This window comes from Streptomyces finlayi, from assembly GCF_014216315.1.
Classification (GTDB): domain Bacteria; phylum Actinomycetota; class Actinomycetes; order Streptomycetales; family Streptomycetaceae; genus Streptomyces; species Streptomyces finlayi_A.
In genome coordinates, this window is the sequence record NZ_CP045702.1 from 7,073,745 (window position 1) to 7,093,085 (window position 19,341).

General features: G+C 70.4%; 19 protein-coding genes and 1 pseudogene. 12 read left to right on the forward strand and 8 right to left on the reverse strand.

Going from position 1 to position 19,341, the window contains the following annotated elements; all coding sequences use genetic code 11:
- Positions 1 to 71: 71 nt before the first annotated feature.
- Positions 72 to 662 (reverse strand): DUF5134 domain-containing protein, encoded by a 591-nt coding sequence (locus tag F0344_RS32475; protein WP_185302168.1) that lies wholly within the window; start codon positions 660 to 662, stop codon positions 72 to 74.
- A 190-nt stretch (positions 663 to 852) separates the two neighbouring features.
- Between F0344_RS32475 and F0344_RS32480 the strand changes: the two genes are divergently transcribed.
- A complete protein-coding gene (locus F0344_RS32480) occupies positions 853 to 1,410 on the forward strand; it encodes a GNAT family N-acetyltransferase (protein ID WP_185302169.1) in 558 nt (185 codons plus the stop codon).
- Positions 1,411 to 1,441: 31 nt separating this feature from the next.
- Here the strand turns inward: F0344_RS32480 and F0344_RS32485 are convergent, their stop codons facing one another.
- Complete coding sequence (locus F0344_RS32485) at positions 1,442 to 2,092, reverse strand: glycerophosphodiester phosphodiesterase (protein WP_185302170.1); 651 nt, start codon at positions 2,090 to 2,092, stop codon at positions 1,442 to 1,444.
- A 348-nt stretch (positions 2,093 to 2,440) separates the two neighbouring features.
- On the opposite strand from F0344_RS32485, the gene F0344_RS32490 reads away from it, so the two are divergent.
- From F0344_RS32490 to F0344_RS32500, 3 genes are read left to right on the forward strand one after another with little or no spacing between them, the layout of a single operon-like run.
- Positions 2,441 to 3,838, forward strand: a complete 1,398-nt coding sequence (locus F0344_RS32490) for a DUF6421 family protein (protein WP_185302171.1) — start codon at positions 2,441 to 2,443, stop codon at positions 3,836 to 3,838.
- Between the two features lie 26 nt (positions 3,839 to 3,864).
- On the forward strand, positions 3,865 to 4,632 hold the full coding sequence (locus F0344_RS32495) for an SDR family NAD(P)-dependent oxidoreductase (protein WP_185302172.1): 768 nt from the start codon (positions 3,865 to 3,867) through the stop codon (positions 4,630 to 4,632).
- Positions 4,611 to 5,690 (forward strand): threonine aldolase family protein, encoded by a 1,080-nt coding sequence (locus F0344_RS32500; RefSeq protein WP_185302173.1) that lies wholly within the window; start codon positions 4,611 to 4,613, stop codon positions 5,688 to 5,690. The genes F0344_RS32495 and F0344_RS32500 overlap by 22 nt, the downstream gene beginning before the upstream one ends.
- A 142-nt stretch (positions 5,691 to 5,832) precedes the next feature.
- Here F0344_RS32500 and F0344_RS32505 read toward each other — a convergent pair whose 3' ends face one another.
- On the reverse strand, positions 5,833 to 6,555 hold the full coding sequence (locus F0344_RS32505) for a lysophospholipid acyltransferase family protein (RefSeq protein WP_185302174.1): 723 nt from the start codon (positions 6,553 to 6,555) through the stop codon (positions 5,833 to 5,835).
- Positions 6,556 to 6,772: 217 nt separating this feature from the next.
- Between F0344_RS32505 and F0344_RS32510 the strand changes: the two genes are divergently transcribed.
- The 5 genes from F0344_RS32510 to F0344_RS32530 all read left to right on the forward strand — a co-directional run bounded on the left by F0344_RS32510 (position 6,773) and on the right by F0344_RS32530 (position 11,268).
- Positions 6,773 to 7,099 carry a TlpA family protein disulfide reductase gene (locus F0344_RS32510; RefSeq protein WP_185302175.1) on the forward strand — a complete coding sequence of 109 codons (327 nt, stop codon included), beginning with the start codon at positions 6,773 to 6,775 and terminating at the stop codon, positions 7,097 to 7,099.
- Between the two features lie 193 nt (positions 7,100 to 7,292).
- Positions 7,293 to 7,799 (forward strand): flavin reductase family protein, encoded by a 507-nt coding sequence (locus F0344_RS32515; protein WP_185302176.1) that lies wholly within the window; start codon positions 7,293 to 7,295, stop codon positions 7,797 to 7,799.
- Positions 7,800 to 8,000: 201 nt separating this feature from the next.
- On the forward strand, positions 8,001 to 8,786 hold the full coding sequence (locus F0344_RS32520; RefSeq protein ID WP_185302140.1) for an electron transfer flavoprotein subunit beta/FixA family protein: 786 nt from the start codon (positions 8,001 to 8,003) through the stop codon (positions 8,784 to 8,786).
- Between the two features lie 58 nt (positions 8,787 to 8,844).
- Positions 8,845 to 9,807 (forward strand): electron transfer flavoprotein subunit alpha/FixB family protein, encoded by a 963-nt coding sequence (locus F0344_RS32525; RefSeq protein WP_185302139.1) that lies wholly within the window; start codon positions 8,845 to 8,847, stop codon positions 9,805 to 9,807.
- A gap of 162 nt (positions 9,808 to 9,969) precedes the next feature.
- On the forward strand, positions 9,970 to 11,268 hold the full coding sequence (locus tag F0344_RS32530) for a DUF6986 family protein (RefSeq protein WP_185302177.1): 1,299 nt from the start codon (positions 9,970 to 9,972) through the stop codon (positions 11,266 to 11,268).
- Positions 11,269 to 11,336: 68 nt separating this feature from the next.
- On the opposite strand, the gene F0344_RS32535 is transcribed toward F0344_RS32530, so the two are convergent.
- Positions 11,337 to 12,365: a LacI family DNA-binding transcriptional regulator gene (locus F0344_RS32535; RefSeq protein ID WP_185302178.1), complete on the reverse strand. Its 1,029-nt coding sequence runs from the start codon at positions 12,363 to 12,365 to the stop codon at positions 11,337 to 11,339.
- 199 nt (positions 12,366 to 12,564) lie between these two features.
- On the opposite strand from F0344_RS32535, the gene F0344_RS32540 reads away from it, so the two are divergent.
- Complete coding sequence (locus F0344_RS32540; protein WP_185302179.1) at positions 12,565 to 13,557, forward strand: ROK family protein; 993 nt, start codon at positions 12,565 to 12,567, stop codon at positions 13,555 to 13,557.
- A gap of 81 nt (positions 13,558 to 13,638) precedes the next feature.
- Here the strand turns inward: F0344_RS32540 and F0344_RS32545 are convergent, their stop codons facing one another.
- The gene (locus F0344_RS32545; RefSeq protein WP_185302180.1) at positions 13,639 to 13,815 is read right to left on the reverse strand and encodes a hypothetical protein; all 177 of its coding nucleotides are present in this window, start codon (positions 13,813 to 13,815) and stop codon (positions 13,639 to 13,641) included.
- Between the two features lie 218 nt (positions 13,816 to 14,033).
- Here F0344_RS32545 and F0344_RS32550 point away from each other — a divergent pair, with 218 nt between their 5' ends.
- Entirely contained in the window at positions 14,034 to 15,071 is a 1,038-nt protein-coding gene (locus F0344_RS32550) for an NUDIX domain-containing protein (RefSeq protein WP_185302181.1), read from the forward strand.
- Positions 15,072 to 15,136: 65 nt separating this feature from the next.
- Here the strand turns inward: F0344_RS32550 and F0344_RS32555 are convergent.
- Together F0344_RS32555 and F0344_RS32560 are read right to left on the reverse strand one after the other, a co-directional pair.
- A pseudogene (locus F0344_RS32555) lies at positions 15,137 to 15,785 on the reverse strand (MBL fold metallo-hydrolase); the annotation flags it as partial.
- Positions 15,786 to 15,875: 90 nt separating this feature from the next.
- Positions 15,876 to 17,240 (reverse strand): dipeptidase, encoded by a 1,365-nt coding sequence (locus tag F0344_RS32560; RefSeq protein ID WP_185302182.1) that lies wholly within the window; start codon positions 17,238 to 17,240, stop codon positions 15,876 to 15,878.
- A gap of 194 nt (positions 17,241 to 17,434) precedes the next feature.
- Here F0344_RS32560 and F0344_RS32565 point away from each other — a divergent pair, with 194 nt between their 5' ends.
- On the forward strand, positions 17,435 to 18,661 hold the full coding sequence (locus tag F0344_RS32565; protein WP_185302183.1) for a geranylgeranyl reductase family protein: 1,227 nt from the start codon (positions 17,435 to 17,437) through the stop codon (positions 18,659 to 18,661).
- 89 nt (positions 18,662 to 18,750) lie between these two features.
- On the opposite strand, the gene F0344_RS32570 is transcribed toward F0344_RS32565, so the two are convergent.
- Positions 18,751 to 19,215: a nitroreductase family deazaflavin-dependent oxidoreductase gene (locus tag F0344_RS32570; protein ID WP_185302184.1), complete on the reverse strand. Its 465-nt coding sequence runs from the start codon at positions 19,213 to 19,215 to the stop codon at positions 18,751 to 18,753.
- Positions 19,216 to 19,341 lie beyond the last annotated feature (126 nt).

Consider the following 19,341-nt stretch of genomic DNA (forward strand, 5'->3'; position numbering starts at 1 on the left):
AGCGCCGCGTGGTCCCGGGTACGGCTGCGCCCACCAAGTGACGTACGCCACGGCCCGACGGGCGCTCCGTCTCACAGGGTGAGAAGCATCGCGAACATGGCTATGCCCATCGTCAGCCGGCAGGCCGGCGTGAGCTCCGGCCGGGCGCCCCCGCTCCCGGCCACCCCCGCGGCCCCGGAGGCGGCCGTCACCGGGATCAGCCGGCCCGCCGAGACGAGTACGTAGAACGCGTAGTACACGAGGAGCACCCCGGTCAGCAGGGGGACACCCCCCGCGGACGCGGCGGCGCCGTGGCCGGCGTGCCCGCCACCGTCCGCACCGGGCGCCATCACCACCGCCATGTAGACCATCGCCAGGGAACCGACGAGATGGTGCAGGTGGTGCAGATGCTGCTGCGGATGACGCCCGCCGCTCCTCAGGAACCAGAGGGCGCGCAGCGCCGCAGTGCCGAACAGCGCCGCGTACCCGGCCCCGGCCCAGGCCGGCGGGGTGAACAGGACAGCGGGCACCGCCATCGCGGCCATTCCGAAGCCCATCACCGCCTCCGCGCGCGCCGCTCTGCGTTCCTCCCCCGTTTCCCGGCGCGCACGCGACAGGCAGTAGCCCCCCGCCACTCCGCACAACACCATGAGCAGCCAGCCGGACAGCGCCGGTCCGTGCACGGCGCACCTCCCCCTCAGGCGTACGACACCCATGTCGTCCCATCGATGCCCGCCTTCCGCCCTTCCGTACCCGGCGCATTGAGGTGCGGGGGAGCGCGGGCGGGCCTACTGGGGGCGGTCCGGCCGGGTTAGTCTCGTGCCGCACCGTCGGCAGGGCAGAAGCCGGCAGCACAGAAACGGGAGCATCACCATGGACACGGCCTCGATACCGGACACCGGACAGCTCACCTTCCGCGACGCGACCGAGGGCGACGTGCCCGTGCTGGTGCGGCTCATCGAATCCGCCTATCGCGGTGACTCCAGCCGGGCCGGGTGGACCACCGAGGCCGACATCCTCCAGGGGCAGCGGACCGACGCGGAGGGCGTGCGTGAGGTCGTCACGGCGGAATCGGGCCGCCTGCTCGTGGTCGAACGCGACGGCACCCCGGTCGCCTGCTGCCAGCTCGAACACCGGGGCGACGCGGCGTACTTCGGGATGTTCGCCGTACAGCCGGAACTTCAGGGAGCGGGCCTCGGCAAGGTGATCATCGCCGAGGCCGAGCGCACGGTCGTGGCGGGCTGGGGCGTGCGGGAGATGCACATGACGGTGATCTCCGTCCGCGCGGAGCTGATCGCCTGGTACGAGCGCCGCGGCTACCGCCGTACGGGAAAGCTGACCCCCTTCCCGTACGGCGACGAGCGCTTCGGCGTCCCGCAGCGCGACGATCTCGCGTTCGAGCTGCTGATCAAGGAGCTCCCCACCCCCTGATCCGGGCGGCCCCTGATCAGGACGGCAGGTCCTACGCCGTGAAGCGGCCCGTGCGGCGGATGTCCGGGAAGTCGGTCGTCGCGCCGTCGAGGCCGAGGGCGCGTACCAAGCGCAGCTGATCCTGGGTGTTCACCACCCAGCCGATCACCTTCAGGCTCTCGCCGTGCGCCTGCTCGACGGTTTCCAGCGTGAGGCGGCGGATATTCAGCGCGAGCGTCGCCGCGCCCACCGCCTTCGCCCGCTCCACCACGTCGCCGCCCCAGCGGCTCGCGATGAGCACCGTCCGGACGCCCGGGACGAGCTGTGCGATCTCGGCGACCGCCGCGTCGTGGAACGACGAGACCTCGACCCGTCCGACGAGGTCGCGCCGGAGCATCACCTCCGCGAGCGCCCGCGCCGCGGCGACGTCCTTGATCTCGGCCTGGAGCGGCGCCTCGACGGCGTCGAGCACCTCCTCGAAGACCGGCACGCGCTCACCCAGCCCGGCATCGAGCTCACGCAGCTCGGTCAGTGTCTTCTCGGCGATCAGCCCCCTGCCGTCGGTCGTGCGGTCCACGGCGGCGTCGTGCATGACGGCGAGCGCACCGTCCTTGCTCAGATGGAGGTCGAGCTCGATGGCGTCCATGCCGGCCTGCTCCGCGCGGGCGAAGGACCGCAGGGTGTTCTCCGGTTCGACACCCATGACCCCACGATGACCGAGGGTGAGAAAAGTCAAGGCACTCTCGCTTCCGTCGAAGACTCCCCGCGTGCGGCTCCTACCCACGCGGCACTGCGGCACTACGGCAGTGCGGAGCCTAATGGCCCGTGGCCGCCGGGCGGACCGGCCGTGCGCACGGGAGTTGCGCGGTGACGCTCGCTGCCCCCGGGGCTCCAGAAAAGCCGACGGAACCTGCGCCTCCATGGCGTGTCACAGGAAAAATAACGGTCACCCCAGGGGTCCGGCAGGATAATCTTCTGGGCTCCACTTGTCCGAAGTGACCGCACACGGATACGGTGGCGTTACGCGAGGTTCTCCCGTGAAGGAAGTGTTATGACGGAAATTCTTGTGCACGACGTCGCCGACGGCGCCATAGCGACTGCCCCGCGGGTGGTCGAGCACTCTGCCTGGCCCGCGCTCAAGAACGCCGTGGAGGAGATCCGTCCCTGGCAGTCGAAGGACGGTTCGATCGACTTCGGCGCCGAGCACGCGCCGTCGCCCACGACCGCCGCGGCGGCGATCGACCGTGTGGTCACCGCGATCGACGAGCTCTCCCCGCTGCTTCCGCACGACGCCGCGTACCACCGCGCCCTCGGCGCGGACCTGCGCCGGTGGGCCGCGGAGGGCTTCGGGGTTCCGGACTTCCTCGACTCGCTGCTGGCCTTCCAGCCGGCCAGGAACCGCGCCGACGGCCTCCAGCACCTGGTCGTCTTCGCGATGTACACACAGAACGGCAACCCGGACCGCAACCTCGAAGCGGTCGTGCTGCGGATGGTCTGGCCCGATTGGCTGGCCGACCTCGAAGCCACGCGCTACGACAACCCGCTCTTCTGCGGCATCACCTTCGAGGACTTCACCTCGGGTTACGACACCCACTCTGCGGTCCTCTTCCCCGAGACCATCGCCGTGCGCGAGGCCCCCGAGCGCTTCAGCTGGGGCGGCATCTTCTGCGACCGCGAGGCCGCCCGCTTCCGCCGGGTGAGCGAGGCGTCCGTCGACATCCTGGGCGTCGAACTGCCCCAGGACGTCCGCGAGATGATCGGTGACCAGGCACGCTGCGAGCAGGCGTTCGTCCTCTGGGACATGGTCCACGACCGCACCCACAGCCACGGCGACCTGCCGTTCGACCCCTTCATGATCAAGCAGCGCCAGCCGTTCTGGATGTACGGCCTGGAAGAGCTGCGCTGCGACCTCACCGCCTTCAAGGAGGCCGTGAAACTCGAAGCCGAGGGCAACGCCCACGGCCGCGACGTGCAGTTCGCGGTGCTGTTCGACCGGATGTTCCGCTTCCCGGTCAGCGGCGACCGCAACCGCAACTACGACGGCCTCGGCGGCCAGCTCCTCTTCGCGTACCTGCACAAGCACGACGTGCTGCGCTGGACGGACAACACGCTGAAGATCGACTGGGAGCGGGCACCGCAGGTCACCAACCAGCTCTGCGCCGAGATCGAGACGCTCTACCGGGACGGCATCGACCGCCCCAAGCTGGTCCACTGGTTCGCCGCGTACGACCTGGTCGCGACCTACCTCGCCCCGCACCCCGGCTCCCGCTGGGCCAAGGGACCGGACGCGCTGGACCTGACCCAGCCGCCGCGCAAGCTCGTCGACGACGTGCTTGCGGACGAGTTTCCCCTGAGCATGTTCTATGAAGCACTCTCCAAGAAGCTGAAGAACGTGATCGCCTCCACCAAGGGGATCACCGCAGCCGATGCCGAGCAGGCAGCCGCGTGAGCGCTCGTCCCGAGGAGGCGGAGTCCATGACCGGAACGACGGGTAACGGCGGCGGGGGTGCGCTCGAGGGCGCGGTCATCGCCGTGGCAGGAGCCGCGGGCCCGGCCGGCCGGGCCACCCTGATGAGGCTCGCCGAGGCCGGGGCGACCATCGTCGCCTCCGACGCCAACCCCGAGCGCCTCGCCGAGGCCGTCGACGCCGCCCGCTACGCGCACGGCGGCGCGACCGTCACCGGAGACACCGTCGATCTGCTCGACCTGGCAGCCGCCCGGGACTGGGCGGAGAGGACGGAGAAGGAATTCGGCCGCGTCGACGGCCTGGTGCACCTCGTCGGCGGCTGGCGCGGCAGCCGTACCTTCGCCGAGACGGACCTCGCCGACTGGGATCTGCTGGAGAAGCTGCTGATCCGTACGGTCCAGTCCACCTCGCTCGCCTTCCAGCAGGCTCTCCAGCGCAGCGACCGGGGACGCTATCTGCTCATCAGCGCCGCGGGAGCGAGCGCGCCCACCGCGGGCAACGCCGCCTACTCCGCCTCCAAGGCGGCGGCCGAGGCCTGGACACTCGCCCTGGCCGACGCCTTCCGCAAGGCGGGGGGCGACGAGGGACCGAAGACCGCGGCTGCGATCCTGGTCGTCAAGGCACTGGTGCACGACGCGATGCGCGCCGAGCGCCCGAACGCGAAGTTCGCGGGCTTCACCGACGTCAAGGAGCTGGCCGAGGCCATCGCCGGCGTCTGGGACATGCCCGCCGGAGAAGTGAACGGAAAACGCCTGTGGCTGACCCCGCAACCGTAAAGACCGACGCGCGCCGTCATCACGATCCGCAGGTACGCGGCTTCGCCAGTGACAACTACGCGGGCGCGCATCCGGAGATCCTCGCGGCCCTCGCCCTCGCCAACGGCGGCCACCAGGTCGCCTACGGCGAGGACGACTACACCGAGCACCTCCAGCGTGTCGTGCACAGTCACTTCGGGTCCGGTTCTGAGGCCTTCCCGGTCTTCAACGGCACCGGCGCCAACGTTCTCGCCCTCCAGGCACTGACCGACCGCTGGGGCGCCGTGATCTGCGCCGAGTCCGCGCACATCAACGTGGACGAGGGCGGCGCGCCGGAACGGATGGGCGGCCTGAAGCTGCTCACCGTGCCGACGCCCGACGGAAAGCTCACGCCCGAGCTCATCGACCGCCAGGCGTACGGCTGGGACGACGAGCACCGTGCGATGCCGCAGGTCGTGTCGATCACCCAGAACACCGAGCTGGGTACCGTCTACACCCCCGACGAGATCAGCGCCATCTGCGACCACGCCCACGGGCACGGGATGAAGGTGCACCTCGACGGGGCCCGGATAGCCAACGCCGCCGCGTCACTGGACGTACCGATGCGTACGTTCACCAACACGGTCGGCGTCGACGTCCTGTCCTTCGGCGGGACGAAGAACGGCGCGCTTTTCGGCGAGGCGGTCATCGTCCTGAACCCGGACGCGGTCCGTGCCATGAAGCACCTGCGCAAGCTGTCCATGCAGCTCGCCTCGAAGATGCGGTTCGTGTCGGTCCAGCTGGAGGCGCTGCTGTCGCGCGACCTGTGGCTGCGCAACGCCCGCCACGCCAACGCCATGGCCCAGCGGCTCGCCGAAGGGGTCCGCGGCGTGGACGGTGTGGAGATCCTGCACCCCGTCCAGGCCAACGCCGTGTTCGCGCGGCTGCCGCACGCGGTGAGCGAACGGCTGCAGAAGCGCTTCCGTTTCTACTTCTGGGACGAGTCGGCGGGGGACGTGCGCTGGATGTGCGCCTTCGACACGCAGGAAGAGGACGTCGATGCCTTCGTGCAGGCGCTGAAGGAAGAAATGGCGAAGTAGCCTTCGCGTACGTACGGCTGACGCGGCCGACCGGGAAGTCATGCGCTTCCGGTCGGCCGTTTCCGTATGCCCCCCCCTGACGATCGGCGAGTCCGGTGCCGCGGGCACCGGACTCGCCGAATCGTTTGCCGGGGCAGTCAGGTCAGCCCTTCTCGCGGACCTCTGCGGGCGTCGGGGCCGTGCCGCCGAGATGGGCCGGGACCCACCAGGTGTCAGCGGCGTCCTTGGGGCGCACGGGATAGGAGCGCTGGGCGGCTTCCAGGAGCTCCTGCACCCGGTCACGCAGCCGCCGGGTGATCGCACCGGCGTACTGGTCGGCCGGGGCCTCCATCGGCTCGCCCACCCGGATGGTGACCGGGATGTGGCTGCGCCCGAAGTTGCGCGGCCGTCCCTTCGTCCAGATCCGCTGGGTGCCCCACAGCGCCATCGGGATCAGCGGTACGCCGGCCTCCTGGGCCAGGCGGGCCGCACCCGACTTGAAGCTCTTCAGCGTGAACGACTGCGAGATCGTCGCCTCGGGGAACACCCCGACGATCTCGCCGGACCTGAGCGACGCGAGCGCGTGCGCGTAGGCGTCCTCACCCTGATCGCGGTCGACGGGGATGTGCTTCATCCCCCGCATCAACGGTCCGGAGATCTTGTGCCGGAAGACCGATTCCTTTGCCATGAAGCGGACCAGCCGCTTCTGCGGCAGTGCGCCGAGGCCGGTGAAGATGAAGTCCAGGTAGCTGATGTGGTTGCTGACCAGAACCGCACCGCCGGTTTTCGGGATGTTCTCCGAACCCTGAGTGTCGATCTTCAGGTCGAGCGCCTTGAACAGGGTGCGAGCGGCGCCGATGACCGGCCGATAGACGAGTTCTGCCATCTGGAGAAGACCCTTCTTCAGTGCCTGGGGAGGTTCTCCCGGCGGAAGTTACGCAGCCGTAGGTTTTCGGCATTGGGCCGATCGTGCCCCATGCGCGACGCCGTGGCCAGCCCCGGCGGGGACGGGGCGCGAGATTCTCATCACGTGGTACCTCCGGGAATGTCTCGTGGCCGTTGGGTGCTGACCCTTTGCGATGAGCTCTGACAGGAGGCCGACCGTGGACGGGCAGACACCTGCCGACAGGCTCGACGCATCCCGACTCGGCGTGGAATTGGGGGAGCGGGCCACACTCGTACAGTTCTCCAGCGCCTTCTGCCAGCCCTGCCGGGCCACCCGCAGAACCCTCGTGGAGGTGGCCGGGATGGTCGAGGGCGTCGCGCACGTCGAAATCGACGCGGAGGCACATCTCACTCTGGTGCGCCACCTGAACATCACGAAGACTCCGACGGTCCTGGTGCTGGACGCGGACGGCAGGATCGTACGCCGTGCCGCTGGGCAGCCGCGCACGGTCGATGTCGTCGCGGCACTGGGACAGGCCATGTGACGGACCGTGATGCATCTCCCACATCGCGGAACGAGCTTGACTGCACCCGTCACGCATCGTCACTCTGACGTTATGCCGCCGGAAATCCTTCTCCACGGCCGGGTCCATGTCGACCTGGCCCGCAACGCCAGTGCGCGCTGTCCGGGTGTCTGAGCACCCACTGCCCCGGCACTCACAGCGGAAGGACAGTTCCATGACGGCTTCGCCCGAGCTCGACAGCCCCCGGACGGCCTCTCCCGATCTTCTCCGTTCCGTCTTCCGGCAGCATGCCGCAGGCGTGGCGGTGATCACCGCGGCCGGTGAGGCCCCGGTCGGATTCACCGCGACCTCCCTCAACTCGGTCGCCGCGGAGCCGCCGCTGATCTCCTTCGGTGTGGGGACCTCCTCCTCCAGCTGGCCGGTCATCGCCCGGGCGGAGCACATCGGCGTCCACGTACTCGGGGAGGACCAGCGGGAACTGGCCGCCACGTTCGCACGCAGCGGCGCCGACCGGTTCGGTCCGGCCACCGACTGGCGTAGCGGACCGGAAGGTGTCCCGGTGCTGGGCGGAGTCCTCGCCTGGCTGGTGTGCCGTGTCGTGGCACGGGTCCCGGCGGGGGACCATCGCATCGTCATCGCTCAGGCCGTGGCCGGCGATCCGGCCGGTGGTGGCCGGCCGCTCGTCTACCACCAGGGCCGTTTCACGGCGCTGCGCGACTGATCCCGCCCGGATGCGGCATGGCTCCGGTGCGTTGGCCAGATCACAGTCCAAGCGCTTGCTTATGAGTGGGGCACTCGGTGTACTGATGAGTAATATTCAGGTCGGAGCATCGGTCGCTACGACCGGAAACCGCCCCATCAGGCGCCTATGCTGCGAACAACAAGGCAGCCCGGAAATGACGCATCAGCTAGGAGAGCCGGCGTGAGCTTGAGGATCGTTGTCTGTGTGAAGTATGTGCCCGACGCGACTGGTGATCGGCATTTCGCTGATGACTTGACGGTGGATCGTGAGGATGTGGACGGTCTGTTGTCTGAGCTGGATGAGTATGCGGTGGAGCAGGCGCTGCAGATCGCGGGCGAGGCGGATGGTGCCGAGGTCACGGTGGTGACGGTGGGTCCTGAGGATGCGAAGGACGCGTTGCGTAAGGCGTTGTCGATGGGTGCGGACCGGGCGGTGCATGTGGAGGATGACTCTCTGCATGGCAGTGATGTGATGGGGACGTCGCTGGTGCTGGCGAAGGCGGTCGAGAAGGCCGGGTTCGATCTGGTGATCGCGGGGATGGCGTCGACGGACGGCACGATGGGTGTGCTTCCGGCGGTTCTCGCGGAGCGTCTGGGTGTGCCGCAGGTGACGTTGCTGTCCGAGGTGGGTGTCCAGGGCGGTGTGGTGTCGGGCCGTCGTGACGGTGACACGGCTTCGGAGCGGGTGGAGGCTTCGCTTCCGGCGGTGGTGTCGGTGACCGACCAGTCGGGTGAGGCGCGTTATCCGTCGTTCAAGGGGATCATGGCGGCGAAGAAGAAGCCGGTGGAGTCCTGGGATCTGGATGATCTGGGTGTCGAGGCGGACGAGGTGGGTCTGGCGGGTGCGTGGACGGCCGTGGACTCGGTGGCGCAGCGTCCGGCGCGTACGGCGGGCACGATCGTGAAGGACGAGGGTGAGGGCGGTAAGCAGCTCGCCGAGTTCCTCGTGGGTCAGAAGTTCATCTAGGTCCGCCCTGTCGTATCGCCTCCCTCTCTCATCTTTCACGCAGGAGAAGTGAAGTCTCATGGCTGAAGTCCTCGTCTATGTCGATCATGTCGATGGTGCTGTCCGTAAGCCCACGCTGGAGCTTTTGACGCTGGCCCGTCGTATCGGTGACCCGGTCGCGCTCGTGTTGGGTGAGGGTGCCGAGGCGACTGCCGCGGTGCTGGCCGAGCATGGTGCGGTGAGGGTTCTGAGCGTTCAGGCGCCGGAGTTCTCGCAGTATCTGGTGGTTCCGAAGGTCGATGCCCTGCACGCCGCGTTCCAGGCGGTGTCGCCGGTTGCGGTGCTGGTGCCGTCCTCGGCGGAGGGCAAGGAGATCGCGGCTCGTCTCGCGGTCCGTACGGGGTCGGGTCTGATCACCGACGCGGTCGATCTCGAAGCGGGTGACCAGGGGCCCGTCGCGACGCAGGCCGCGTTCGCCGCGTCGTTCACCACGAAGTCCCGGGTCTCCAAGGGGGTCCCGGTCATCACGGTCAAGCCGAACTCGGCCCCGGTGGAGGCCGCTGCGGCGGCCGGTGTCCACGAGGTGCTGCCGGTGACGTTCACCGCCCTGTCCACGGGCACGAAGATCGTGTCGCGGACCCCGCGGGAGTCCACCGGCCGCCCCGAGCTCACCGAGGCCGCGATCGTCGTGTCCGGCGGGCGCGGTGTGAACGGTGCGGAGAACTTCGCGGTCATCGAAGCGCTCGCCGACTCCCTGGGTGCCGCGGTCGGTGCTTCCCGGGCCGCGGTCGACGCCGGCTGGTACCCCCACACCAACCAGGTCGGCCAGACCGGCAAGTCCGTCTCGCCCCAGCTCTACATCGCCTCCGGAATCTCCGGCGCGATCCAGCACCGGGCCGGGATGCAGACCTCCAAGACCATCGTCGCGATCAACAAGGACGCCGAAGCCCCCATCTTCGACCTCGTCGACTACGGCGTCGTCGGAGACCTCTTCACCGTCGTCCCCCAACTCACCGAAGAAGTACACACCCGCAAGGGCTGAGCAGGAGAAGTTCCCAAGGTCCGGGGCCGCGCGGTGATCTCACCGCGCGGCCCCGGCCGCTTTCGGGCAACCATTGACGCAGGTCGCGACCGCCTACTAACTTCGCTATGTGGATTGCTGATTCCGGGAAGCGGAAACAGTGGGCGTCTGGAGGGTGTGCGAATGGGCCAGCAGGAGAAGGTGGCGACGAGCCTCGCCGGCGAGGTCAGCGCGAGCATCAGTGCCTCTCTGGCGCCGGTGGACGCGGAACTCGCCCGCCGCTACCCGGGAGACCCCGGGACTCGCCAGCCCGTCCACACCGTGTACGTCCCCGGGGACGCCTTCACCCCCGACACCATCCGCTCCTGGGGCGACCAGGCGCTCAAGGCCCTCGACGAGCACGCACCCGACGGGGAAGCCCTGGCCCGGGTGCTCGGCATCCCGGCCGACCTCGCGGGCCCTGTTCACGACCGCGTACGCGCCAAGCTGGAGCGCGAACCGATCGAGGACCTGCGCATCGACTTCGAGGACGGCTACGGCCCCCGCTCCGACGCCGAGGAGGACGAGGCCGCCGCCCGCGCCGCGCGGCTGATCTCCGAGGCGTACGGGAACGGCAGCGCGGCCCCGTACATGGGCATCCGGATGAAGTGCATGGAAGCCGCCGTGCGCGACCGGGGCATCCGCACGACCGACGTCTTCCTCACCGGTCTGATGCAGGCCGGGGGCCTCCCGGACGGGCTCGTACTCACACTGCCGAAGGTGACGTACCCGGAGCAGGTCACGGCCTTCGTCCAGCTCCTCGAAGCCTTCGAGACCGCGCACGGACTCCCGTCGGGACGGCTCGGCTTCGAGATCCAGATCGAGACCAGCCAGTCGATCCTCGCCGCCGACGGCACCGCCGCGGTCGCCCGCATGATCGACGCCGCGCGCGGCCGGGCGACGGGCCTGCACTACGGGACCTTCGACTACAGCGCCTGCGTCGGCGTCAGCGCCGCGTACCAGGCCAGCGACCATCCGGCCGCCGACCACGCCAAGGCCGTCATGCAGGTGGCCGCCGCGGGTACCGGCGTACGGGTCTGCGACGGCTCGACGAACGTGCTGCCCGTCGGCCCCACCCACCAGGTCCACGAAGCCTGGCGCCTCCACTACGGCCTCACCCGCCGCGCCCTGGCCCGCGCGTACTACCAGGGCTGGGACATGCACCCGGGCCACCTCCCGACCCGTTACGCGGCCGTCTACGCCTTCTACCGCGAAGGACTGGAGCCGGCGGCCGCCCGCCTCGCCGCCTACGTGGCCAAGGCCGGCGGAGACGTCATGGACGAACCCGCCACGGCGAAGGCCCTCAGCGGCTATCTGCTGCGCGGCATCGACTGCGGAGCGCTCGACACTGCGGAGGTCGCCCGCCTCACCGGGCTCACCCGCGCCGACCTCGACGCCTTCTCCTCGCCCCGCCGGGGCAGCCTGACGGTCACGGCCCCGTAGCGCGTCGCCGCCGTCCTCGCGCGTCGGCGTCCTCGCACGCCGGCACCGGGTGAGCGGGGGCGGGGCCGTCAGGCGGGCGGCAGTTCGCCGGAGCCGCGCGGGACGAGCGTCGTCGGGAGTTCGACGCGGGCCGGTGCGTGGTCGGCGCCGTCGAGGCGTCGGAAGAGGTGCTCGGCCGCCGTCCGGCCGACGGCGGCGGCGTCCTGGGAGATGACAGTGATGCCGAGCAGGTCGGCCAGCTCGATGTCGTCGAACCCGACCAGGGCGACGGGGCGTTCACGTTCCGCGAGAACACGTACCGCCGTCACCGTCACACGGTTGTTGCCCGCGAACAGGGCGGTGACCGGTTCGGGTCCCGAGAGCATGGCCTCGGCCGCCGCCCGGACCCGGTCCGGGTCGGTCGAGCCGAGGGAGACCCAGGCGTCCTCCACCGTGATCCCGGCGTCGGTCATGGCCGCGTGGTAGCCGCGCAACCGCTCGGTCGCCGTGTGGATGCGCGGCTGGTCACCGATGAAGCCGATCCTGCGGTGGCCGTGCGCGATCAGATGGGCCACGCCCTCGCGCGCACCGCCGAAACTGTCCGAGAGGACGATGTCGGCGTCTATCAGCCCGGCCGGACGGTCCACGAAGACGGTGGCGATGCCCGCTTTTATCTCCGGCTCCAGATAGCGGTGGTCGTCACCCGCCGGGATCACGATCAGGCCGTCCACCCGACGGGCGCACAGGGCGAGGACCAGCTCCTGCTCGCGGTCGGGGTCCTCGGCGCTCGAACCGTTGATCAGGAGCGCGCCGTGGGCACGGGCGACCTCTTCGACTGCGCGGCTCAACGGCCCGTAGAACGGGTCTGCCAGGTCCTCCAGGACGAGTCCGATGGAGGCGGTACGGCCCTTGCGCAGGACGCGCGCGCTGTCGTTACGGCGAAACCCGAGCGCGTCGATCGCCTCCTGGACACGGCGTTCGGTGTCGGGTGTGACGCCGGCCTCGCTGTTCACCACCCGGGAGACCGTCTTGAGGCCCACTCCGGCGCGGGCTGCCACATCTTTCATGGTCGGCCGGTTGCCGTAGCGGTTCTCGGGATGACGGGCGGTCTCGGCCACGGTGCGCTGTCCTGTCGTCGCGTACGGGAGGGGTCCGGGAGGTGTCCGGCGGGCCGCGCGGGCAATACGGGAGCGGGGGCCCGGAGGCTGTGGCGTCGAGCATAGGCCCTGGACAACGTTGTCAGCTGAATAGAGACTGTGCAGACTACTGGCTGACCCCGCAGGTCCACCCCCTTCACCATCCGGAGAGCCCACACCGATGCATACCGACCTCGTCGCCGCGCTCGACATCGGCGGCACCAAGATCGCCGGCGCGTTGGTGGACGGTGACGGCGCCCTCCTCGTACGGGCGCAGCGTCCCACGCCCGCCCGCGACGGAGCTGAGGCGGTGATGGGAGCGGTCGGTGACGTCCTGGCGGAGCTGCGGGCGTCCTCGCTGTGGGCGCGGGCCGGCGCCATGGGGATCGGCAGCGCGGGCCCCGTGGACGCCTCGGCCGGCACGGTCAGCCCGGTCAACGTCCCGGGCTGGCGCGGTTTCCCCCTGGTGGACCGGGTGACCGAGGCGACCGGCGGGCTGCCCGTCGTGCTGATCGGTGACGGAGTCGCGATGACGGCGGCCGAGCACTGGCTCGGCGCCGCCCGGGGGTACGACAACGCGCTCTGCCTGGTCGTCTCCACCGGCGTCGGTGGCGGCCTGGTGCTCGGCGGGAAGCTGCACCCTGGCCCCACAGGCAACGCCGGTCACATCGGCCATATCTGTGTGGACCTCGACGGTGACCTCTGCCCGTGCGGGGCACGGGGCTGTGTCGAGCGCATCGCGAGCGGTCCGAACATCGCGCGCCGCGCCCTCGACGGCGGCTGGCTGCCCGGTCCGGACGGTGACTCCACCGCCGCGTCCGTGGCCGCCTCGGCCCGCGCCGGGGACCTGGTGGCCATCGCCTCGTACGAGCGGGCCGCGCAGGCGCTGGCCGCCGGAATCGCGGCCACCGCGACGCTGGCCGAGATCGACATCGCGGTGATCGGCGGGGGAGTGGCAGGCGCGGGCGAGGTTCTCTTCGCGCCGCTGCGACGGTTCCTGCGCGACTACGCCACGCTCTCCTTCGTCCAGCAGCTCAGGGTGGCGCCCGCGGTGATGGGCACCGACGCCGGGCTGGTGGGCGCGGCCGCCGCGGCGTGGACGTCCGGGGTGTGGGGAACCGGGGCGGGTGCCGGGGCCGGGGCGAAGGGTGTTCCGGCCGGAGCGCTTCGGTAGCGGCCGTCCGCGCGTCTTCCAGGGGTGCCCGGTTCGTCAGGCCGGGCGCCCCTGGGGCTCTGCCGGTTGCCGGGGGCCCGCTCAGCGGCCCCGGTCCGTCGCCTGCTGCGGCACGATCACCAGGAAGGCGTCCCGCTGCAGGTCCATCACCACTTCGGCCGCCACGCCCTCCCCCCGCCGGGCCTCGGCGAACTCCTCCGCGGGCAAGCTGCCCCGCGGACCGCCTGCGGGAAACTGCTCAAGCACTGTCCGACGCATGACGCGACCCCCTCGTGGTCCCTGTCGATGAAGGCTCCAACGACCTCCGGCCGGTCTCGTTACGGCCGTGGGCACCGGCGCGGGGCGCGCGAACTCGTACAGTGGGGCGCCCTCCGAGGGGTCCGCCGGTCCGGTCGCCGCAACGGTGTCGCCTCAGCGGGGTTTCCGCGGCAGGGTGTTGCGGGCAAGCCACAGGGGGCTACGGAAGAGGGGGAACCGTGATCGTCTGGATCAACGGTGCGTTCGGCGTGGGCAAGACGAGCGCCGCGTGCGGACTGATCGATCTGATCCCGAACAGCACGCTGTACGACCCCGAGCTGACCGGTGAGGGGCTGACGCACCTGCTGCCGCAGAAGAAGCTCGCCGAGGTGACCGATTTCCAGGACCTGCCGATCTGGCGGCGTCTCGTGGTGGACACGGCGGCCGCGCTCCTCGCGGAACTCCCCGGGGTGCTGGTCGTGCCGATGACGCTGCTGAGGCAGGAGTACCGCGACGAGATCTTCGGAGGACTCGCCGCCCGGCGGATTCCTGTGCGCCATGTACTGCTCTCACCTGAGGAAACGATCCTGCGTGCCCGTATCGCCGGGCAGGAGGGATGCGCGGACGACCCCGAGCGCGGAGAGCGGTTCCAGGGGCGGTCCCTGGACCACATCGAGCCCTACCGGGCGGCCCTCGGCTGGATCACGGCGGACGCCCACACGATCGACACCAGCGCCCTCACCCCGCAGGAGACGGCCGAGCGCATAGCCGACGCCGTGCGCACCGGGGCGGCCCGCGAGTGCGAGATCGTGCAGACCCCGGAACCCGCCGGGGAGACGGTTGCCGCAGGAGTTCTGCTCTTCGACGAGGAGGACCGGGTCCTGCTCGTCGACCCGACCTACAAGCCGGGCTGGGAATTCCCCGGCGGTGTCGTCGAAGCGGGTGAGGCGCCGGCGCAGGCCGGAATCCGGGAGGTCGCCGAGGAGATAGGGCTGCGCCTCGACGCCGTACCGAAGCTTCTGCTCGTCGACTGGGAGGCACCCCGGCCGCCCGGCTACGGCGGACTGCGCTTCCTCTTCGACGGCGGACTGCTGCGCGCGGAGACCGCCGGCCGACTGGTGCTGCCCGGTGACGAACTGCGCGACTGGCGCTTCGTCACCGAGGAGGAAGCGGCTTCCCTGCTGCCGCCCCTGCGCTACGAACGGCTGCGGTGGGCGCTGCGGGCCCGCGAGCGGAACACGGTGCTCAATCTGGAGGCCGGAGTACCGGTGGGCTGACTGGCGGCCCTCTGCCGTCAGCCGGCGGCCGAGTCCCGGTCGGCGGCTGCCCGCAGGACGGCCGCCGGCGGTGAGCGGGTCGCCGTGGCCGAAGCAGACGGTGGACGGGGCGAGCGAGGCCAGCCGCCGGAACGAGGCCAGGGCCTGCGCGCGGTCGGTGTTGAGGACACCCGGCATCACCTGGTCCACGGCGGCCACGCAGTCACCGGTGAACAGCACACCGTGGCGGGGGAGATGGATACCGATGGAGCCCTGCGTGTGGCCGGGGGAGTGGACGACCCGGGCACCGCCGCCGAACGGTAGCCCGTCGCCGTCCGCCAGCTCGCGGTCGACCCGGGTGGGCGGAGCGACCGGGACGGTCAGCCCGTGCTCGTACAACGGGCGTTCCCGGTCCAGGAGTACGGGATGGGGCACCGGTTGCTCGCCCCGGATCACGGGGGCGTCGAGACCGTGGGCCAGGATGTCGGCGCCGTGCCGGTCCGCGAGCTCCTGGGCGGCGCCGTAGTGGTCGCGGTGGCCGTGGGTGACGACGATCCGGTTGATGTCCGACGGGTCGAGGCCGAGGCCGCGTACCGCGTTCTCGATGGCGGGCGCCGCGTCGATGTCTCCCGCGTCGATCAGCGTGAGGTCGTCCGTGCCGTCGCGCCAGAGGTACGCCTGGCCGATGCGGAAGCGGAACATGTGCAGTTGAGGGAGCACTTCGACGAGATCCATGCGGCGAACGTACGCAGCGGCGCAGGTCCGCCGCATGGAATTCTGCTCCTGGCGACGTCGCTGGTGCGGCGCCGGCGCCGGGGGCGGCGGTCAGACCTTCTTCGACTCCGCGTAGTTCCGCAGGAACAGCGCCTCGGTGACCGAAAGCCGCTCCAGTTCCTCGGGCGACACACTCTCGTTCACGGCGTGGATCTGGGCCTCGGGCTCACTCAGGCCGATCAGCAGGATCTCCGCCGCCGGGTACAGGCCGGCCAGCGTGTTGCACAGCGGGATCGAGCCGCCCATACCGGAGGACTGCATCTCCTCGCCCGGGTACGCCACCCGCATGGCGTCCGCCATCGACGTGTACGCGGGGCTGGTGATGTCGGCGCGGAACGGCTGGCCCTGGCCGATCTGCTCCACGGTGATCCGCGCACCCCAGGGAGTGTGCGACTCCAGATGCGCGGTCAGCAGCTCGGTCGCCTCGACGGCGTCCCTGCCCGGCGGGATCCGCAGGCTGATCTGGGCCCGCGCGCTCGCCTGGAGCGACGGCGTGGCCCCCACGACGGGCGGGCAGTCGATCCCGATGACGGTGACGGCGGGCCGCGCCCAGATGCGGTCCGCGACCGTACCCGTACCGATCAGCTCCACACCGTCCAGTACCTTCGCGTCCTTGCGGAACTCGGCCTCGGGGTACTGCAGCCCGTCCCACTCCGCGTCCGTGGTGAGGCCGTCCACCGTGGTCGTACCGTCCGCCGCGCGCAGCGACGACAGCAGTTCGATCATCGCGGCCAGCGCATCGGGGGCCGCGCCGCCGAACTGCCCCGAGTGCAGGTTCCCTTCGAGGGTGTCGAGCGTCACCCGCAGCATCGTCATTCCGCGCAGGGTCGCGGTGACCGTGGGCAGGCCGACCCGGAAGTTCCCGGTGTCACCGATGACGATCGTGTCGGCCGTCAGCAGGCCGGGGTGTGCCTCGGCGTACCGTTCGAGACCGCCGGTGCCCTGCTCCTCGGAGCCTTCCACGATCACCTTGACGGAGACCGGGACCCCACCGTTCGCCTTGAGGGCGCGCAGCGCGAGCAGATGCATGATGAAGCCGCCCTTGCAGTCGGCGGCGCCGCGCCCGAACCACCTGCCGTCGCGGTTCGTCAGCTCGAACGGCGGGGACAGCCAGGCGGACTCGTCGAGCGGCGGCTGTACGTCGTAGTGCGCGTAGAGCAGTACGGTCGGTGCACCGGCGGGGCCGGGCAGGAAGCCGTAGACGGACTGGGTGCCGTCAGGTGTGTCGAGCAGGGCGACGTCCTGGAAGTCCTCGGCGCGCAGCGCGTCGGCCACCCAGCGGGCGGCCCCCTCGCACTCGCTCTTCGGGAACTGCGCGGGGTCCGCCACCGACCGGAACGCCACCAGCTCGGCCAGCTCCTGCTCGGCACGGGGCATCAGCGCGGCGACGGTCTCGAAAATCGGACGGGCGGTCATGGGCACGCTCCTCGTGGGTGCGACGTTATGTGTACGGCGCGGTGGTGTACGCATTGTGGGTGACGCCCTGGATGCGGCGTCGAATGTACGACAAAAGCATGGCCGATCCTCCCACAGGGGGGTGCGGCCGGGATGCGCCGTAGGATGCCGTGAGCAGCTGGGGCCAGAGGTCGGATCGGGAGCAGAAGCACATCGTGAGCAGCGAGAACGCAGACGCCGGACGTGAGCACGAAGAGCCGTCGGTACCGGAGTCGGTATGGGACGTGGTCGTAGTCGGCGCGGGTCCGGGCGGAGCCTCCGCGGCGTATGCGGCGGCCGTCGCAGGCCGACGGGTGCTCCTGCTGGAGAAGGCGGAACTGCCGCGGTACAAGACGTGTGGCGGCGGCATCATCGGATATTCGCGCGACTCCCTGCCGCCGGGCTTCGAACTGCCCCTGCGGGACAGGATCCACGCGGTGACCTTCTCGCTCAACGGGAAGTTCGCCCGTACGCGCCGGTCAAGGCGCATGCTCTTCGGACTGATCAACCGGCCCGAGTTCGACGCCGGACTGGTGGAGCACGCGCAGAAGGCGGGCGCCGAACTGCGCACGGGTGTCGCGGTGGTGCGCGTCGAGCAGCACGGTTCGGCCGTGCCGGACCGGCGTACGGTCGCCGTCGTGCTGGCCGGCGGTGAGACCGTTCTCGCCAGGGCGGTCGTCGGAGCCGATGGCAGTGCGGGCCGGATAGGGGCACATGTCGGGGTGAAGCTCGACCAGGTGGACCTCGGCCTGGAGGCGGAGATCCCGGTTCCGGAGACGGTCGCGGAGGACTGGGCGGGGCGGGTGCTCATCGACTGGGGCCCGATGCCCGGGAGTTACGGATGGGTGTTCCCCAAGGGCGACACGCTGACCGTCGGTGTGATCTCGGCGCGGGGGGACGGTGCGGGGACCAAGCGGTATCTGGAGGACTTCATCGCCCGGCTGGGGCTCGCCGGCTTCGAGCCGAAGATCTCCTCCGGCCATCTGACGCGCTGCCGCAGCGACGACTCGCCGCTCTCCCGCGGACGGGTACTGGTGTGCGGTGACGCGGCGGGACTGCTGGAGCCGTGGACCAGGGAGGGAATCTCCTTCGCCCTGCGTTCCGGGCGCCTCGCGGGGGAGTGGGCGGTCCGGGTCGCGGAGTCGCACGACGCGGTGGACGCGCGGCGTCAGGCCCTCAACTACGCCTTCGCCATCAAGGCGGGGCTGGGCGTCGAGATGAGCGTCGGCCGCCGCATGCTGAAGCTGTTCGAGCGCCGCCCCGGGGTGCTGCACGCGGTGCTGACGGGCTTCCGGCCCGCCTGGACTGCCTTCGCCGGAGTGACCCGGGGGACGACCTCGCTCGCCGAGCTGGTGCGGACCCACCCGCTGGCGCAGCGGGCCCTGGCCGCGATGGACCGTTAGCCGGGTGCCGGGTGCCGGGTGCCGGGTGCCGGGTGCCGGGGGTGCCGGGCGGAGCGCCGGGCGGCGGCGCGGCATTCGACGACCCCGGCTCAGTCCTGGACGGTGATCCGGAAGACGGGGTGGTCGGGGCAGGCGGCGAGGAGTTCCGCGTCGGTCGACTTCGCGGTGATGCCCTTGAAGTACTGGTTGACCTCCCAGCCCCAGCGCTCCAGGTAGGCGCGGACGATCAGCATCTTCTGCTCGTCGTCCGCGATCTCCACGGCGGTGAAGGTCCGGTTCCTGCGGCCCACGCGAAGCTCGCCGCCGCCCGCGGCCCGCATGTTGCGGACCCACTGGGAGTGGCCGCGGGCCGAGACGAGGTACTGAGCGCCCTCGTGGGTGTGAGGGTTCACGGGGATGCGCTGCATCTGCTCGCTCTTGCGGCCGCGCACGGACAACTCCGCCGTGCCGAGCAGGCTGACACCGTGCCGGGCGAGCCAGCCGATGACGCTGTTCATGCGGACGGCGAAGGCGTTTCCCCGAAGGTAGTACGGCTGTGGCTGCGGCTGGGACATGGCTGACCTCCGGCACTTGGAGAGCGGTGCTCTCGCTTGAGAGCAGTGTGTACGAGACTGCTGCGCAAAAGCAAGAGCACTGCTCTCAATGGTGGCCACTGCTCTGATCCCGTGGCAGAGTAGAAG

What these genes read in the sequence shown, in the direction of transcription:
- F0344_RS32540 (WP_185302179.1), top strand. Translation starts at nt 12,565, where the DNA reads ATGCATACCGACCTCGTCGCCGCGCTCGACATCGGCGGCACCAAGATC.
- F0344_RS32490 (WP_185302171.1), top strand. Translation starts at nt 2,441, where the DNA reads ATGACGGAAATTCTTGTGCACGACGTCGCCGACGGCGCCATAGCGACT.
- F0344_RS32545 (WP_185302180.1), bottom strand. Translation starts at nt 13,815, where the DNA reads ATGCGTCGGACAGTGCTTGAGCAGTTTCCCGCAGGCGGTCCGCGGGGC.
- F0344_RS32560 (WP_185302182.1), bottom strand. Translation starts at nt 17,240, where the DNA reads ATGACCGCCCGTCCGATTTTCGAGACCGTCGCCGCGCTGATGCCCCGT.
- F0344_RS32495 (WP_185302172.1), top strand. Translation starts at nt 3,865, where the DNA reads ATGACCGGAACGACGGGTAACGGCGGCGGGGGTGCGCTCGAGGGCGCG.
- F0344_RS32485 (WP_185302170.1), bottom strand. Translation starts at nt 2,092, where the DNA reads ATGGGTGTCGAACCGGAGAACACCCTGCGGTCCTTCGCCCGCGCGGAG.
- F0344_RS32530 (WP_185302177.1), top strand. Translation starts at nt 9,970, where the DNA reads ATGGGCCAGCAGGAGAAGGTGGCGACGAGCCTCGCCGGCGAGGTCAGC.
- F0344_RS32570 (WP_185302184.1), bottom strand. Translation starts at nt 19,215, where the DNA reads ATGTCCCAGCCGCAGCCACAGCCGTACTACCTTCGGGGAAACGCCTTC.
- F0344_RS32515 (WP_185302176.1), top strand. Translation starts at nt 7,293, where the DNA reads ATGACGGCTTCGCCCGAGCTCGACAGCCCCCGGACGGCCTCTCCCGAT.
- F0344_RS32480 (WP_185302169.1), top strand. Translation starts at nt 853, where the DNA reads ATGGACACGGCCTCGATACCGGACACCGGACAGCTCACCTTCCGCGAC.
- F0344_RS32505 (WP_185302174.1), bottom strand. Translation starts at nt 6,555, where the DNA reads ATGGCAGAACTCGTCTATCGGCCGGTCATCGGCGCCGCTCGCACCCTG.
- F0344_RS32525 (WP_185302139.1), top strand. Translation starts at nt 8,845, where the DNA reads ATGGCTGAAGTCCTCGTCTATGTCGATCATGTCGATGGTGCTGTCCGT.